20 protein-coding genes are annotated in these 16,128 nt (G+C 66.1%); 4 read left to right on the forward strand and 16 right to left on the reverse strand.

Annotated features, from left to right (window positions below; translation table 11 throughout):
* Positions 1–32 precede the first annotated feature (32 nt).
* On the forward strand, positions 33–1,082 hold the full coding sequence (locus AC1RSI_RS13570; RefSeq protein WP_154725786.1) for a GGDEF domain-containing protein: 1,050 nt from the start codon (positions 33–35) through the stop codon (positions 1,080–1,082).
* Positions 1,083–1,120: 38 nt separating this feature from the next.
* Complete coding sequence (locus tag AC1RSI_RS13575; protein ID WP_154725785.1) at positions 1,121–1,870, forward strand: lysophospholipid acyltransferase family protein; 750 nt, start codon at positions 1,121–1,123, stop codon at positions 1,868–1,870.
* On the opposite strand, the gene AC1RSI_RS13580 is transcribed toward AC1RSI_RS13575, so the two are convergent.
* The 12 genes from AC1RSI_RS13580 to AC1RSI_RS13635 form a co-directional block, all read right to left on the reverse strand.
* Positions 1,863–2,219: a TfoX/Sxy family protein gene (locus tag AC1RSI_RS13580; protein WP_154725784.1), complete on the reverse strand. Its 357-nt coding sequence runs from the start codon at positions 2,217–2,219 to the stop codon at positions 1,863–1,865. The two genes, AC1RSI_RS13575 and AC1RSI_RS13580, sit on opposite strands and share 8 nt — an antisense overlap.
* A gap of 1 nt (position 2,220) precedes the next feature.
* Positions 2,221–2,610, reverse strand: a complete 390-nt coding sequence (locus AC1RSI_RS13585) for a HesB/IscA family protein (protein ID WP_154725783.1) — start codon at positions 2,608–2,610, stop codon at positions 2,221–2,223.
* The gene (locus AC1RSI_RS13590) at positions 2,610–2,999 is read right to left on the reverse strand and encodes an SUF system Fe-S cluster assembly protein (protein ID WP_154725782.1); all 390 of its coding nucleotides are present in this window, start codon (positions 2,997–2,999) and stop codon (positions 2,610–2,612) included. The genes AC1RSI_RS13585 and AC1RSI_RS13590 overlap by 1 nt, the downstream gene beginning before the upstream one ends.
* Before the next feature lie 4 nt (positions 3,000–3,003).
* Positions 3,004–4,215, reverse strand: coding sequence for an aminotransferase class V-fold PLP-dependent enzyme (locus AC1RSI_RS13595; RefSeq protein ID WP_154725795.1), 1,212 nt, complete (start codon positions 4,213–4,215; stop codon positions 3,004–3,006).
* A 77-nt stretch (positions 4,216–4,292) separates the two neighbouring features.
* The gene (sufD, locus tag AC1RSI_RS13600) at positions 4,293–5,315 is read right to left on the reverse strand and encodes a Fe-S cluster assembly protein SufD (protein WP_447941464.1); all 1,023 of its coding nucleotides are present in this window, start codon (positions 5,313–5,315) and stop codon (positions 4,293–4,295) included.
* Entirely contained in the window at positions 5,312–6,061 is a 750-nt protein-coding gene (sufC, locus tag AC1RSI_RS13605; protein WP_154725780.1) for a Fe-S cluster assembly ATPase SufC, read from the reverse strand. Before sufC ends, sufD begins: the two co-directional genes overlap by 4 nt.
* Positions 6,062–6,067: 6 nt before the next feature.
* Entirely contained in the window at positions 6,068–6,370 is a 303-nt protein-coding gene (locus AC1RSI_RS13610) for a type II toxin-antitoxin system RelE/ParE family toxin (protein WP_008260743.1), read from the reverse strand.
* Positions 6,367–6,627, reverse strand: coding sequence for a hypothetical protein (locus AC1RSI_RS13615; protein ID WP_154725778.1), 261 nt, complete (start codon positions 6,625–6,627; stop codon positions 6,367–6,369). Before AC1RSI_RS13615 ends, AC1RSI_RS13610 begins: the two co-directional genes overlap by 4 nt.
* Entirely contained in the window at positions 6,627–6,788 is a 162-nt protein-coding gene (locus tag AC1RSI_RS13620; protein WP_154725777.1) for a hypothetical protein, read from the reverse strand. Before AC1RSI_RS13620 ends, AC1RSI_RS13615 begins: the two co-directional genes overlap by 1 nt.
* Positions 6,785–8,251 (reverse strand): Fe-S cluster assembly protein SufB, encoded by a 1,467-nt coding sequence (sufB, locus tag AC1RSI_RS13625; RefSeq protein ID WP_154725776.1) that lies wholly within the window; start codon positions 8,249–8,251, stop codon positions 6,785–6,787. The genes AC1RSI_RS13620 and sufB overlap by 4 nt, the downstream gene beginning before the upstream one ends.
* The gene (locus tag AC1RSI_RS13630) at positions 8,251–9,390 is read right to left on the reverse strand and encodes a cysteine desulfurase family protein (RefSeq protein ID WP_154725775.1); all 1,140 of its coding nucleotides are present in this window, start codon (positions 9,388–9,390) and stop codon (positions 8,251–8,253) included. Before AC1RSI_RS13630 ends, sufB begins: the two co-directional genes overlap by 1 nt.
* Complete coding sequence (locus AC1RSI_RS13635) at positions 9,387–9,869, reverse strand: Rrf2 family transcriptional regulator (RefSeq protein WP_008264270.1); 483 nt, start codon at positions 9,867–9,869, stop codon at positions 9,387–9,389. The genes AC1RSI_RS13630 and AC1RSI_RS13635 overlap by 4 nt, the downstream gene beginning before the upstream one ends.
* A gap of 158 nt (positions 9,870–10,027) precedes the next feature.
* On the opposite strand from AC1RSI_RS13635, the gene AC1RSI_RS13640 reads away from it, so the two are divergent.
* Together AC1RSI_RS13640 and AC1RSI_RS13645 are read left to right on the forward strand one after the other, a co-directional pair.
* Entirely contained in the window at positions 10,028–10,678 is a 651-nt protein-coding gene (locus AC1RSI_RS13640) for an alpha/beta hydrolase (protein WP_008262115.1), read from the forward strand.
* A gap of 32 nt (positions 10,679–10,710) precedes the next feature.
* Positions 10,711–11,997, forward strand: coding sequence for an NAD(P)/FAD-dependent oxidoreductase (locus AC1RSI_RS13645; RefSeq protein ID WP_154725774.1), 1,287 nt, complete (start codon positions 10,711–10,713; stop codon positions 11,995–11,997).
* A gap of 19 nt (positions 11,998–12,016) precedes the next feature.
* Here the strand turns inward: AC1RSI_RS13645 and AC1RSI_RS13650 are convergent, their stop codons facing one another.
* From AC1RSI_RS13650 to AC1RSI_RS13665, 4 genes are all read right to left on the reverse strand, one after another.
* Positions 12,017–12,976, reverse strand: coding sequence for a DMT family transporter (locus tag AC1RSI_RS13650; RefSeq protein WP_154725773.1), 960 nt, complete (start codon positions 12,974–12,976; stop codon positions 12,017–12,019).
* Positions 12,977–13,063: 87 nt separating this feature from the next.
* Positions 13,064–14,650 (reverse strand): alkyl hydroperoxide reductase subunit F, encoded by a 1,587-nt coding sequence (gene ahpF / locus AC1RSI_RS13655; protein WP_154725772.1) that lies wholly within the window; start codon positions 14,648–14,650, stop codon positions 13,064–13,066.
* 159 nt (positions 14,651–14,809) lie between these two features.
* On the reverse strand, positions 14,810–15,373 hold the full coding sequence (gene ahpC, locus AC1RSI_RS13660; protein ID WP_008260815.1) for an alkyl hydroperoxide reductase subunit C: 564 nt from the start codon (positions 15,371–15,373) through the stop codon (positions 14,810–14,812).
* 194 nt (positions 15,374–15,567) lie between these two features.
* Positions 15,568–16,125, reverse strand: a complete 558-nt coding sequence (locus tag AC1RSI_RS13665; RefSeq protein ID WP_035306922.1) for a hypothetical protein — start codon at positions 16,123–16,125, stop codon at positions 15,568–15,570.
* Positions 16,126–16,128: the final 3 nt, after the last annotated feature.

Raw genomic sequence — 16,128 nt, forward strand, 5'->3', positions numbered from 1 at the left:
CGAGCTCCAGAACGGAGCTTTGGGAGAGATGAATGACGGCGCAGATCGAAATGGCGGTTCGGGGACCGGAAGCCTATTCTCTTGCGCGGGACGTCATCACCGACATGGAGAAGGTCGGCGTCTGGCCGACGCCTCTGAATTTCGAACTCTGGCTTCACTATATGGGCGATCCTGACGCCCCCCTGGGCCGCGAGATCAAACGCCTCCTGGCCGAGAAGGTCGTGATCAACGACGAGACTGCGGAACTGCTGGCTGCCGAATTCCTGCCGCGCAGCCGCCTGTCGGAAGACATCCGCGACGCCGGCGCCGTGCTGGATCGTGAACTGGCCAATGTGGCCGGCGCCATCGCCAAGGCCCACAAGACTCAAGCCGACTACGGCGAAACCCTGGTGGCCGCATCCCAGACCATGGAGGCGGCCGAAGACGGCGCGCCGCTGAAGACCCTGGTCGGCGGCCTGACCATCGCGACGAAACGCGTCCGGCGCGAGACCGCCATTCTGGAGAAACGTCTGGAGAGCTCCAACAAGGAGGTAGCCCGGCTGCGCGAACACCTGGAACAGGTCCGCCGCGACGCCATGACGGACGCCCTGACCAATCTGGCCAACCGCAAGGCCTTCGACGAACGACTGGAAAGGGTCTGCGACGGCGACGACCACGCCCCCCTGACCCTGGCCATCCTCGATATCGACCATTTCAAACGCTTCAACGACACTTGGGGGCACCAGACCGGCGATCAGGTGCTGCGCTATGTCTCCACGATCCTGTCGCGGGTCTGCAGCGGCAATCGCTTCGTCGCGCGGTTCGGCGGTGAAGAGTTCGCGATCATCTTCCCCGGAGAGAGCGCCGGCGCCGTCACCATGGCGCTGGAAACCATCCTCGAAGAGGTTTCCTCACGTTCGCTGCGTCGCCGCTCGACCAACGACGACCTGGGCGCCGTGACGCTTTCCGCAGGCTTCGCCGAACATCTTTCGGGCGAGACCGCCTCCAGCCTGCTGGAACGCGCCGACGCGGCCCTCTATGCCTCCAAGCATGCCGGCCGCAATCGCGTCACCAGCGCGATTGCGCTCGAGACCGCCGCCTAAACACCTGACAAGGTCAAGCATTCTGCCATAGTCGGGCTATGCGCAGCCTCGCCTTCAATATCGCCTACTGGATCCTGTCGATCGGCTACGGCCTGACCGCGGCCTTCGCCGCCCTCGCGCCCGGTCGCGGGCCGACCAGTCGGGTCATCCGCGCCTATGTCCGACGCATGGTCCAGGCCATGGCCGTCTTCGCCGGGATCAGGTTGGACGTGCGCGGCAAGGATCGTCTGCCCGACGGCGCCTTCATCATCGCCTCCAAGCACCAAAGCTGGGGCGACGGCTTCGCCACCTACGACCAGTTCGACGACCTGGCCTTCGTCACCGGCGATCACCTGGAGAAGTTTCCCCTGCTGGGCGGGGTGTTGAAGAAGCTGGGCGCCATCGTCGTCAACAGCTGCGGCGGCCACGAAGCCCGCCAGGCCCTGGCCACCCGCGCCGCCGAGGCCAAGGCCGAGAACCGCAAGATCCTGATATACCCCGAGGGTCATCTGGCGCCGGTCGGTCAGAAGTTCCGCTACCGTTCGGGCGTCTGGCACATGTACCGCGACTTCGACATGCCGGTCGTGCCCCTGGCCACCAACCTCGGCCTGTTCTGGCCCGAGGAGAAGTACGAGAAGCACGCGGGCACAGCGACGCTGGAGTTCCTGGACCCCATCCCCGTGGGCCTGCCCAAGGACGAATTCCTGGCGCGCCTGGAGGCGGTGGTCGAGACCCGCACGGCCGAACTGATCGCCGAGGCCACGGGCCAGCCGGTGACGCCAGCGGTTCTGATGGATACGCCTAAATAGGCTTCGGTTTCTTCCCGGACGCCTTGCGCACCGCCACCTCCAGCGACCGACGCGCCCAGACGACGGCCTCGTCGGGGTCGTCCAGCGCCGTCTCCGGCAGGGTCCAGTATCCCATGGACATCGTCCGCCCGTCCTTGGTCGGATATCTGAATTGCCTACACCCGGCCTCGACGAAGGCCTCGCCCAGCGCCTCGTCACCCTTCAGCCAGACCAAGCCGTCATCCAGCAAGGCGAACATCACGCCCGAGGCGTAAACCCCGGCCCCGCCGAACATCCGCTTGATCTCCAGCCGCCCCAGGCCCGCGAAATGCTCGCGCACCCATTCGCCGAAGTCCGCGTCGTAGGCCATCTCAGACGGCGGCGGCCGGGACGATGGTGACGCTCTCGCCGCAGCCGCAGGCGTCGGTCTGGTTCGGATTGTTGAACACGAACTTGGACGACAGCCGGGTCGTCTCGTAATCGATCTCGGTGCCGATCAGGAACAGCACGGCCTTGGGTTCGATCAGGATGGTGACGCCCTTGTCCTCGACCACCTCGTCCAGCGGGCCGATCTCGTCGGCATAGGCGAAGGTGTACTCCTGCCCGGCGCAACCGCCGTTTTTGACCCCGATCCGCAGACCGATGTGGTCGTTCTCCGCATTGTCCAGGATCTCGCGCACGCGTTCGGCGGCGGCGTCCGTCAGGGTCACGGCCTTCGGACGCGGGCGGCGCGGACGGGATGTGGCTTGAAGTTCGGTCATCAGAACATGTTCAGGGCCAGCTTGGCCTCGTCGCTCATCTTGGAGGAATCCCACGGCGGATCGAACACCAGATTGGCCTTGGCGCTGCGCACGCCCGGCACCTTCTCGACCGCCGTCTCGACCCAGCCCGGCATCTCGCCCGCCACCGGGCAGCCGGGCGCCGTCAGGGTCATGTCGACCACCACGTCACGGTCGTCCGACACATCGACCCGGTAGATCAGGCCCAGTTCATAGATGTCGACCGGGATTTCCGGGTCATAGACCGACTTCAGCGCCGCGATCAGCTCCTCGGTCAGCTTGTCCAGCTCGACCTGGGACAAGGCGCTCTTCTGGGGTTCGTCCCAGGCGTTCTTGAAGGCGTCGGTGTCTTGAATGGTGTCGTCTGTCATGGGCTTACACGAAGAAGTTCCGCGCCTTGATCAGCGCGTCCACGAAGGCGTCGGCATCCTCCATGGTGTTATATAGGGCGAAGGAGGCGCGTGTGCTCGACGTCACGCCCATTCTTTTCGCCAGCGGCTCGGCGCAGTGCTGTCCGGCCCGCACGGCCACGCCGTAACGATCCATGATCTGGGCCACGTCATGGGCGTGGGCGCCCTCGACGGCGAAGGTCAGGATCGCGCCCTTCCCCTCCGCCTGCCCCAGAATCCGCAGCCAGTTCTGCCCCTGCAGCCGATCGACAGCGTGCTGGTAAAGCGAATGCTCATGCGTCTGAACCGACGCCCGATCGTATTGCGCCAGCCACTCCAGCGCCACGCCCAGGCCGATGGCCTCCAGGATCGGCGGCGTTCCCGCCTCGAACCGATGGGGCGGCCTGGCGTATGTCACGCGATCCATCTCGACCGTCTCGATCATTTCGCCGCCGCCCTGATAGGGCGGCAGGGCCTCCAGCGCCTCGGCCTTGCCGTACAGGGCGCCGATGCCGGTCGGCCCGAACAGCTTGTGACCGGTCAGGACATAGAAGTCGCAACCGATGGCCTGGACGTCCGGCGTCGCATGGACCGCCCCCTGGCACCCGTCGATCAGCACCTTGATCCGGGAGTCGGGGGCGCCGGCCGCATGCGCCAGTCGCGTGATCTCGGCGACCGGATTGATGGTCCCCAGCACGTTCGACATATGGGTGACCGCGACCATCCGCGTCTTCGGCGACAGCAGGTCCGCATAGGCCGCCATGTCCAGCGAACCGTCGTCCAGCACCGGGATCCATTTCAGCACCGCGCCGCGCCGCTCCCGCAGGAAATGCCAGGGTACGATGTTGGAATGGTGCTCCATCTCCGAGACCAGGATCTCGTCGCCCGGCTGGATGGACAGGCCCAGCCCATTGGCCACCAGATTGATCGCCTCGGTCCCGCCCTTGGTCCAGACCACCTGTTCGGCGCTCTCGGCGTTCAGGAAGCGAGCCACGATCTCGCGGGCCTTCTCGAAGGCCTCGGTCGCCTCGTTCGACAGGGTGTGCAGCCCGCGATGGACGTTGGCGTATCCGCCCTCCATCGTCGCCACCAGGGCGTCGATCACCGCGCGCGGCTTCTGGGCCGAGGCCGCATTGTCCAGATAGACCAGCGGCTTGCCGTTCACCTGTCGCGACAGGATCGGGAACTGCGCCCGCACAGCATAGGGATCAAAGCCTCTCCCCCTGGGGGAGGTGGCGGGACGCTCCTGCGCCGCGACGGAGGGGGCAAGATCAGTCACAACCGAGCCGTCAGCCATTCCCGCGCCACCTCTCTCGCGCCCTCATGTTCGATCCGGTCGATGACCTCGATCAGGAAGGCCTGGGTCAACAGGGCGCGGGCCTCCTCGGCCGGAATGCCGCGCTGCTGCATGTAGAACAGGGCGCTCTCGTCCAGCGCCCCCACCGTATTTCCGTGCGCGCACTGCACATCGTCGGCATAGATGATCAGTTCGGGCTTGGCGTCGATCTCGGCCCGCTCGGAGGCGATCAGGGCGTGGTGCCCCATGCGCGCATCGGTGCCGTCGGCCCCGCGCTCGACCACGATCTTGCCCTGGAAGACGCCCCGCGCCGTATCGCGCGCCACGCCCTTGATCAATTGCGACGTCGCGCCGTCGCGCTCCATGTGCCGCACCACGCTGGTCAGGTCGGCCTGCCGCGATCCATTCAACAAATACAGGCCGTCGGCCTGAACCTGCGCCTCCTGGGCGAAGTGAGCGATGCGGGTCTCGATCCGCTGCAGCTTGGCGCCGGTGGCGATGATAGTCTGGCGATAGACGCCGCCCGCCTCGACCTTCACATGGGCTTCGGCGATGGAAATGGCGTCCTCCGGCTCCTCGACCAGGACGACGCGCGTCACCTCGGCCCCGGCCGCCACATCCAGCTCCAGCGTATTGTGGGCCACATAGGCCGAGCCGGCGCCCTCGTGCGTCTCCAGCAGCAGCAGCTTGGCGCCCGCCCGCACGGCGACCCGCGCCCTGGCCGTATGCCCCGTCCCGACGGCGTTCGAGATATAGCGCAGCCGCAGCGTCTGCTCGCCCGAGGCGATGAAGTCGGTCACGCCCACCGGCCGCCCATTGGCGAAGACGATGGCCTCTCCACCCAGGGCGTAGAACGGCCCCGGCGCGCCCACGGCGGCCGTGCCCGACGGCGTCGGCGCCTCGCGCAGATGACGCTTCAGGTCGCTGTACTTCCACGCCTCATCCCGCCGCGACGGGAAGGTGGCCGCGTCGGTCAGGTCGATGGCGAAGGTCGCGCTCATGCGGGTTCCGGAAGATATTTGTCATATCCTTCCGCCTCCAGCTGATGCGCCAGCTCCGGCCCGCCCGAGGCCACGATCCGGCCGCCGGCCAGCACATGGACGCGGTCCGGTTTGATGTAGTCCAGCAGGCGCTGATAGTGGGTGATGACCAGCATGGCCCGGTCCGGGCGACGCAGGGCGTTCACCCCTTCCGACACGATCCGCAAGGCGTCGATGTCCAGGCCCGAATCCGTCTCGTCCAGAATCAGCAGCGACGGCTCCAGCAGGGCCATCTGCAGAATCTCCATCCGCTTCTTCTCGCCGCCGGAGAAGCCGACGTTCAGCGGCCGCTTCAGCATGTCGAAGTCCATCTTCAGCGCCTTGGACGCCTCGCGGACCAGCTTCAGGAAGGCCGGCGCCGCCACCTCCTCCTCGCCCCGCGCGCGCTTCTGGGCGTTCAGCGCCGTCCGCACGAAGGTCAGGGCCGGGACGCCGGGGATTTCGATCGGATACTGGAAGGACAGGAAAACGCCCCTGGCCGCCCGTTCGGCCGGGTCCAGCGCCAGCAGGTCCTCGCCCGCCCATTCGACCGATCCTTCCGTCGCCTCATAGCCCGGCCGGCCCGACAGGGCGTAACCCAAGGTCGACTTCCCGGCCCCGTTCGGCCCCATGATGGCGTGCACCTCGCCGGCGGGAACGTCGAGCGTCAGGCCCTTGAGGATCGGCTTGTCGCCGACGGAGACGTGGAGGTTGGAGATGGAGAGCATGTTCAATCAGTCGTTCGGAGTGGGATGAACGACGCTCAAATCCTGTCGAGCGTCGTAGAAGGCGATGACACGAATGCCGTCCGGGCGTTCGCGATAGACGATGATCTTCTTCCAGTCGGCTGCGCTCCATTCGAGAAGCCCAGGCCAGCGGGACAGATGACCTTGATGAGGATGCTCGGCCAGACGCCAGAGCGTGGCTTTGATCTCCGTTTCCGCCTTGTCCGCAGTTGCAAGACTGTGCGCGTCAAGGTGATCCAGAAAGTCGGAGAACGCCGTCAGCGCGGGCTCAGACCATTCGAAATCCTTCACCGCGTACGCCGCGCCGCAAGCCGGGCCTCCGCTTCCTCGTTCGAAATAATCCGCCCCTCACGCTCCGCGGCCAGTCCCGCTTCGATCTGCGCGATCTGGTCCGCCGACAACGGCGAGCCACGATGAGCCTCATTGTCCATGATGAAACCTTCGGCCGCCGAGGCGATAAATTCGTCGACCGGCATCCCGATCTCGGCCGCCGCACGCTTCAGGCGGTCAGCGGCATCTTCTCGGAAAGGAACGGCAATCGTTTCCATCATAATGTCCTCAACGTTCGGATCAGACCAGATTTGTCGATGATACCACGATCCAGCCCCAAGATGGCGGCCGCCCCGGCCGCCAGAACATCGAGCGTCAGGCCATTTAGAATCGGCTTTTCACCGACGGAGACGTGGAGATTGTCGATGGCGATGCTCACCCCACACTCCCTTCCAGGCTGATCGCCACCAGCTTCTGCGCCTCGACGGCGAACTCCATCGGCAGCTTCTGCATGACGTCGCGGACGAAGCCGTTGACCAGCAGGGCCACCGCCTCCTCCTGCGACAGCCCGCGCTGCTGGGCGTAGAACATCTGGTCGTCGCTCAACCGCGTCGTCGTCGCCTCGTGCTCCAGCTGGGCCGAGCCGTTGCGGGCCTCGATATAGGGGATGGTGTGCGAGCCGCATTCCTTGCCGATCAGCAGGCTGTCGCACTGGGTGAAGTTGCGCACCCCCGTCGCCTTCGGATGCACCGAGACCAGGCCGCGATAGGTCGAGTCCGATTTCCCCGCCGACACCGCCTTGGCGATGATCCGCGACTTGGTGTTCTTGCCCAGGTGGATCATCTTGGTGCCGGTGTCGGCCTGTTGATGTCCGTTGGTGATGGCGATGGAATAGAACTCGCCCGAGCTGTCGTCGCCCTTCAGGATGCAGGACGGATATTTCCAGGTCACGGCCGACCCGGTCTCGACCTGGGTCCACGACACCTTGGACCGGTCGCCCCGGCAATCCGCACGCTTGGTGACGAAGTTGTAGATGCCGCCTTTGCCCTCGGCGTCGCCCGGATACCAGTTCTGGACGGTCGAATATTTCACCTCGGCGTCGTCCAGGGCCACGATCTCGACCACGGCCGCGTGCAGCTGGTTCTCGTCGCGCATCGGCGCGGTGCAGCCTTCCAGATAGGAGCAATAGCTGCCCTTATCGGCGATGATCAGGGTGCGTTCGAACTGCCCCGTCTGGGACGCATTGATGCGGAAATAGGTCGACAGCTCCATCGGGCAGCGCACGCCCGGCGGAATGTAGACGAACGACCCGTCCGAAAAGACCGCGCTGTTCAGGGCCGCGAAATAGTTGTCGGAGACCGGCACCACCGACCCCAGATATTGCCGCACCAGCTCAGGATATTCGCGCAAGGCCTCGGAAATGGGCATGAAGATCACGCCGACCTTGGCCAGTTCCTCCTTGAAGGTCGTGACCACCGAGACGCTGTCGAACACGGCGTCCACGGCCACGCGCGGCGCGCCCTGCACCCCCGCCAGCACCTCCTGCTCCTTCAGCGGGATGCCCAGCTTCTTGTAGATTTCCAGAATTTCGGGATCGACCTCGTCCAGAGACTTCGGCCCCTCCTTCTGCTTGGGCGCGGCATAGTAGAACAGGTCCTGATAGTCGACCGGCTCATACTTCACCGCCGCCCAGGTCGGCTCCTCCATCGCCAGCCAGCGCTCATAGGCGGCCAGACGCCATTCCAGCATCCATTCCGGCTCGCCCTTCTTCTCGGAGATGAAGCGCACGATGTCGGCGTTCAGCCCACGCGGTGCAAACTCCTGCTCGATGTCCGACGTAAAGCCGTGCGCGTATTTCTCCAGCGCGGCGACGGCGTCGATGGTTTCCTTGACGGCGGCCATCAGGCGACCTCTCTCACGCGCGCGGCGGCGCGTGTCTTGTGCTTGTCGTAGGCGGCGATCCAGGCGTCGGCGAACCGCACCCAGTCGCTCTCGGTCGTGGCCCAGCCGCCGGAAACGCGCACGCCCCCGGTCGCCAGAGCGTTCAATCCCATGGCGCTGATGGTCTTGGACGGCTTCACCTTGCCGGACGAACAGGCCGAGCCCGCCGACACCATGACGCCGGCCATATCAAGAATGATAAGTTGTTGAGGACTGTCCCAACCCTCGACCGCCATGAACAGGGTGTTGGGCAGGCGCGCCACGTCAGCGCCGATCACGGTCGCCCCGACGGCCTTCACCTTCGCCTCGGCGGCGTCGCGCCAGCCCACATGCGAGGCCATCGTCTCCAGATCCCGCGCCGCACAGTCGGCGGCCACGCCGAACCCGGCGATGCCCGGCACATTCTCGGTCCCGGCGCGCAGACCCCGCTCCTGCCCGGCCCCGTGCAGGATGCGAACGCCCGCCACGCCTTCCTTCAGGATCAAGGCCCCGACGCCCTGCGGCCCGCCCAGCTTGTGCGCCGACAGGGTCAGGCTGTCCGCGTCCAGAACCCGCATATCGACCGGGATCTTGCCCGCCGACTGGATCGCATCGACGTGCAGCCACCCCCCGGCCGCGCGCACCAAGGCTGCGGCTTCGACCACCGGCTGGATCACGCCGCTCTCGTTGTTCGCATGATGGATGGCGACCACGGCCCGGCCCGGACGCGCCAAGGCCTGCGCCAACCAGTCCAGATCGACGACGCCGTTCGCATCCACCGGCAGCACCTCGACAGGCGCACCGGCGTTCGCGGCCGCCTCGGCCACGCACGGATGTTCCGTCGCCGAAACGATCAGCCGCTCGCATCCGGCCGCCAGCGCGCTGGCGATGGCTTGGGCATTCGCCTCGGTCCCGCCGCTGTTGAACACCACGGCCGTCGGATCTGCGCCGACCAGTTCGCCGACCTGGGCCCGCGCCGTCTCGACCCGCGCCCTCGCCCGCCGTCCGGCCGCATGGACCGCCGACGGATTACCGTTGTCGGCCAGGGCCCGCGTCATGATCTCGAGGACCTCGGGCCGCACCAGGCCCGAAGCGTTGTAATCCAGATAGATCGCGCTCATGCCGCCACCCCCACAGCTTGGGGCGGTTCGACATTGCGCCGACGCTGGCCTGTGCGGTTCATCACCACGTCTTCCAGCGACACCCCGGCCAGATAGCGATGGATCTCGTCGCCCAGGTCTTCCCACAGATCGTGGGTGATGCAGCGTTCGCCGGCCATCATGCAGCCCTTGGGCGAGCCGTGAGCCACGCAGCGCGTCGCCCGGATCGGTTCGTCCACCGCCAGCACGATCTCGGCCACCACCGTCTCATGCGCCCCCTTGGCCAGCCGATAGCCGCCGCCGGGTCCGCGCACGCTCTTGACCAAATCGCTCTTGCGCAGACGGGCGAACAACTGCTCCAGATAGCTCAGCGAAATCTCCTGGCGCGCGGCGATTTCAGCCAGCGAAACCGCCCGGATCTCGCCGCTTTCGCCGCGTCCGTTCTTCGCCAGATCGGCCATCGCCATCACGGCGTATCGTCCCTTGGTCGACAGACGCATATTGCAGCCTCAAAAATTGCGCGCTTTTCGGGGCTCTTGTGCTAGAACCCGCGCCTTCGCAAAGGCGCCTCGCTTGCGGAGGGACTTAGAAAGTCCCACCTCAGCGGTCAAGTATTACGCACACGCGAAACGACAGTTGAACGGATTCCAGAGCCCCTATGCCTGAAGTCATCCTGCCCGGCGCCTCCGGTCGCATCGAAGGCCGCTATTCCCCGGGCAAGCGCCCGAACGCCCCCATCGCGTTGATTCTGCATCCGCACCCCAAGGCGGGCGGACATATGAACAACCCGGTGACCGTCACCCTGCACCAGCTGTTCCAGCAGCGCGGCTTCGCCACCCTGCGCTATAATTCGCGCGGCGTCGGCAAGTCGCAGGGGGAATTCGATTCGGGCATCGGCGAACTGGCCGATGCGGCCACGGCCCTGGACTGGCTCCAATCGAACAACCCCGGCGCCAGCCAGACCTGGGTCGGCGGCTATCAGTTCGGCGCCTATATCGGCATGCAGCTTCTGATGCGCCGCCCCGAGACGGACGGCTTCATCTCGGTCTCGCCCCCGTCCAACATGTACGATTTCAGCTTCCTGGCCCCCTGCCCGGCCTCGGGCCTGTTCCTGCACGGCACCGCGGACACCGTCGTGCCCCCGGCCGAGGTGGAGCGCGTGGTCAACAAGCTGCGCACCCAGAAGGGCATCATCATCGACTATGAGCTGGAAGAGGGCGCCAGCCACTTCTGGCAGGACCACATCAGCGCCGTCGAACGCCGTGTCGGCGCCTATCTGGACAAGCGACTGGAAGAAAAGCCGGCCTGATCCGATCCTCGGGTCGCGCGTTGGAGACCCGAATGGAACATGACATCGTCATTATCGGCGGCGGCGCGGGCGGGCTTGAGCTCGCCGCCCGCCTGGGCCGTCGGTTCGGCCCGCGCGAGGGCCGCCGTCGCGTCCTGCTGATCGATCACTCCATCTTCCACCTGTGGAAGCCCAGCCTGCACGAGGTCGCTGCGGGGTCTCTGGACAGCCACCAGGAGGGTCTGTCCTACCCGGTGCTGGCGCGGCGCAATCATTTCAGCTTCGCCTTCGGCGATCTGACCGGCCTCGATCCGACGAACAAGACCCTGACCCTGGGCGAAATCCGGGATCAGGACGACGCCGTCCTGGTTCGCCCCCGCACGGTGAAGTTCCGCACCCTCGTCCTGGCCATCGGCAGCGGCTCGAACCTGTTCGGCACGCCCGGCGCCGCCGAACACGCCCATCTGCTGGAAGACGTGGCGGACGCCGAGGCGTTCAACAAACGGCTGACCGCCGCCTTCCTGGCGACCGCCTATTCCGACGGGCAGACGATGAACATCGCCATCGTCGGGGCCGGCGCCACCGGGGTCGAACTGTCCACCGAACTGATCGAGGGGCATGACGAACTGTCGGCCGGCCTGACCGAGGGTCAGAAGTTCGACCTCGCGGTCACCCTCGTCGAGGCCGCGCCCCGCATCCTGGGCGGCCTGCCCGAACGGGTCTCGGCCAAGGCCGCCCATGCCCTGGAAGAAAAGGGCGTGCGCCTGCTGACCGACGCCAAGGTCAAGGCCGTCCACGCCGGCCGGCTGGACACCTCCAGGGGCGAGGTGCCCGCCGACCTGATCGTCTGGGCGGCCGGGGTGAAGGCGGCCGAGACCAACCGCGACCTGGGCCTGACCACCGGCCGCCTCAATCAGTTCGTGGTGGACGACCACCTGCGCACCTCGGCCCCTGACATCTACGCCATGGGGGACTGCGCCGAGGCGCCGGGGCCCGAGGGGCGTCCGGTCCCCGCCCGCGCCCAGGCGGCGGCCCAGCAGGCCGCCTATCTGGCCAAGGCCCTGGCCATGGCTCGATCCGACCCGTCGCGCGAACCCGGCCCCTACGTCTATCATGACAAGGGTTCGCTGGTGTCCCTGGGCGGCGACCGGGGCGTCGGCTCCCTGATGGGCAATCTGGGCGGCCCGAACTTCCTGATCGAGGGCCTGATCGCCAAATGGGCCTATATGGCCCTGCACCTGGACCATCACCGCGCCATCCTGGGCGTCCGCCGCACCGCCATCCTGGCCTTGTCGCGCCTGCTGCACCGCCGTGTCTCCGGACGGCTGAAGCTGCACTGAGGCGCGCGCGGCCCGTGGCTCAGTGCAGCGGTTCCTCGGCGATTGGGGCCGGACCGTGGGCGCGCACGCACCAGACCACGCTGACGATCATCATCAGTATGGCCAGGATCTCGATCACAGCCGGTCCCCGTCCCTCCCAGATGTAGCCGTAGACGAAGGCGAACACGGTCTCGAACACGATCATCTGCCCCAGCATGGTCAGCGGCAGACGGCGGCTGGCCTGGTTCCACAGGGCGTTGCCGATGATCGAGGCGAACAGGGCCACGCCCAGGCAGACGCCGGCGAGCTTCAGCCACGCACCGCCGGTCCAGCCCTGGGTCGTCAGCGCCGCGGGAACCGCCAGGAGCAGCGCCAGACCGCCCGTGACCACCCCGGTCAGCAGGGACCAGTCGTGGGGCGACACCTGTGTCAGCCGCGCCATCCAGCGGCTGTTGCCCACCGCATAGACCGTCCAGGAGATCAGGGCGCCCAGGGCGCAGCCCAGACCGATCAAAGTCTGAATCCCGGTTGGTCCGCCGGAAACGCCATGGCCGTGCGACAGGGCGCGCCAGCCGATCAGCCCCACCGCCACGGCCGCCAGGACGATGGGCGGCGCCGTCCGAGACGCCGGCGGCCCGCCTCCATCCTTCAGCCCCCACAGGGCCACCACCACCGGCACCATGCCCACGATCAGGGCCGACGCCGCCACCCCGGCCAGGTGAACGGCGACGACCACAAAGGCGAAATAGACCAGATTGCCCGCCAGGCTCAGCCAGACGAGGGCGCGCCACGTGCCCGCCTCGATCAGGGGCGCCAGCCGTCGCCAGCGCGGGGCGATCAGAACGACCGCGATCAGCCCGTAGGCCAGATAGCGCCCGGCGGTCAGCAACAGGGGCGACGCCTCCGGCGCGAACTTGGGCGCCAGGAACACCAGCCCCCACATCGCGCCTGCCCCCAGGCCGGAAGCCACGCCCCACAGCCGGTCCGAGGATGCCGTCATTGTCGCGCTCCGCCTTCACCCCCGGCCGCGCTTACACGGTTTGTCAGGCGGCGAACACCGGCCCCCAGACCGAAGGATCGACCGCCCCTAAGCCGCCTCGACCGCCTCTTCGGCCGGAACCGTGCGGATCATATAGTCGAAGGCCGACAGCCCCGCCTTGGAGCCTTCGCCCATGGCGATGACGATCTGCTTGTAGGGCACGGTGGTCACGTCGCCCGCGCCGAATATGCCCGGCTGCGAGGTCTCGCCGCGATGATCCACCTCGATCTCCCCGCGCGCCGTCAGGGCCACGGCGCCGCGCAGCCATTCGGTGTTCGGCACCAGGCCGATCTGGACGAAGACGCCTTCCAGATCGACGTCATGATGGGCGTCCGAGTTGCGGTCCTTGTAGGACAGGCCCGTCACCTTCTCGCCGTCGCCGTGCACCTGGGTCGTCAGGGCCGAGGTGACGATCCGCACGTTCGGCAGGGTCGCCAGCTTGCGTTGCAGCACCGCATCGGCCCTCAGTTCGCTGTCGAACTCGATCAGGGTCACATGGGCCACGATGCCCGCCAGATCGATGGCCGCCTCGACGCCCGAGTTGCCGCCGCCGATCACGGCCACCCGCTTGCCCTTGAACAGCGGCCCGTCGCAGTGCGGGCAATAGGCCACGCCCTTGTTCTTGTACTGGTCCTCGCCCGGCACGTTCATCTGGCGCCAGCGGGCGCCGGTGGCCAGGATGACGGTGCGCGACTTCAGGCTGGCGCCGTTCTCCAGCACCACCTCGTGCAGACCGCCGGGAACCTCGGCCGGGATGAGCTTGGCCGCCTTCTGCAGGTTCATGATGTCCACCTCGTACTCGCGGACATGCTGTTCCAGATGGGCGGCCAGCTTCGGCCCCTCGGTGTGCGGCACCGAAATGAAGTTCTCGATCGCCATGGTGTCCAGCACCTGGCCGCCGAACCGCTCGGCCACAATGCCGGTGCGGATGCCCTTGCGCGCCGTATAGATGGCGGCCGCCGCCCCGGCGGGGCCGCCGCCGACCACCAGCACGTCGAACGGGTCCTTGGCCTTCAGACGTTCGGCGGCCCGCGCCTCGGCGCCCGAATCCAGCCGGGCGACGATCTGCTCCAGCTCCATCCGGCCCTGACCGAACAGTTCGCCGTTCAGGAAGACCGTCGGCACGGCCATGATCTTGCGTTCCTCGACCTCGTCCTTGAACAGGCCGCCTTCGATGGCGACGTGTTTGATGCGCGGGTTCAGCACGCTCATCAGGTTCAGGGCCTGCACCACGTCGGGGCAGTTCTGGCACGACAGCGAGAAATAGGTCTCGAACACATAGTCGCCGTCCAGGTCCTTGACCTGCTGGATCACCTCCTGCGCGGCCTTGGACGGATGGCCGCCGACGTGCAGCAGGGCCAGCACCAGCGAGGTGAACTCGTGGCCCAGCGGAATCCCCGCGAACCGCACGCCGATGTCGGTGCCCTTGCGGCGGATCAGGAAGCTGGGCTGGCGTTCGTCGTCATAGTCGCGGCCCATCTCGACCTTGCCGTGGGAGACCGAGACGATCTCCTCCAGCAGGGTCTTCAGCTCCTGCGACTTCGGCCCGGCGCCCAGCGAGGCGACCAGTTCGACCGGATGGACGATGTTCTTCAGATAGGCCTCGAGCTGAGATTTCAGATTGGCGTCCAGCATGGGAGAGGTCCTTGAAACAGTTGAACTCATGACGCCTGCAAGCCCGACCGCGGGCGAGGCGAGACATGAAGAAGGATGTCGGCGGGGGCTGGAAACGCAACGCGCCCCCGCCGACGGACGGGTCCGGCGCCGGGCCGGACCCGATGGGTCGCGTCAGTCTTAGATCTTGCCGACGAGGTCGAGCGACGGCGCCAGGGTGGCTTCGCCTTCTTCCCACTTGGCCGGGCAGACTTCACCCGGGTGCGAGCGCACATATTGCGCGGCCTTGACCTTGCGCAGCAGTTCGGCGGCGTTGCGGCCGATGCCTTCCGAGGTGGTCTCGGTGAACTGGATCACGCCGTCCGGATCGACCAGGAAGGTCGCACGGTCGGCCAGGCCCACGCCCGGACGCATGGCGTCGAAGTTGTTGGTCACCAGGCCCGAGGGGTCGCCCAGCATGGTGTAGGTGATCTTGCCGATGGCCGGCGACGAGTCGTGCCAGGCCTTGTGCGAGAAATGGGTGTCGGTCGACACCGAATAGATCTCGACGCCCAGCTTCTGGAACTCGGCGTAGTGGTCGGCCAGGTCTTCCAGCTCGGTCGGGCACACGAAGGTGAAGTCGGCCGGATAGAAGAAGAAGATCGCCCACTTGCCCGCCACATCGGCGTCGGTGACGGTCAGGAACTTGCCGTCCTTGTAGGCCTCGGCCGTGAAGGGTTTGAGGGTCGTGTTGATGAGGGCCATGCAGGGCTTCCATTCCGTTGGGAGGTTGGGGAGGCCCGCTTCCTACCGCACCGCAGCAGATAAGCCCAATCACTTATTTGCAGATGCGTGATAGATTTTGGTTATAACGATACGCCGCTGCTACCCTGCCCAACGCCGTTACTCCCCTTTTTTTCGCCTTCCTGTAGACTGAAATCGACCAACGAGTCTGGCGATCAGTCCAGATCGTAGAACCAGTCTATTCGCTGTTGGATCGAGTAGTTTGCGGTCACGCACTCGCAATCATCGGGAGCGAGAATGTGCGCCGTCTCCGGTGTGGTCGGCTCGCCATTCAACGCATTGCAACAGTCACAAACAGGTGGAAGCATGGAGTATTTGTAGACGATAGCTTCACGCGAGACGCCTTGCCTCACCAGTTCGTCAGTTGCCTGAAACGAACGCCAGCGGGAGACCGTGAAATAGGATCGCAAGAGGGTATCCACATGTGCCTCCAGCGGTTTCTCCAATCCGAGGTCGGTCAGATCGGCCAAAGCTTCTCGGCTCATGAAAGCACTGGCACGTAAACCGATGGCCTTGAGTTCTTCCTTCGTGATCTGGTCTCCAGCCTTGCGGTAGGCCGTACAGAGCGAACGGGGGTGCTGACCTTGATCATCCTTCATCATTGTCATGATCGCAGTGCGAGCCGATGGATGCAGCAAGCCAAGGCGTCGGATCGCCTCATCGACCGCGATCTCGGTGATCTGATCTCTTGTGCAGTTCAGGACTTGGATCATCTT

The organism is Brevundimonas sp. GW821-FHT10E09, from assembly GCF_058809375.1.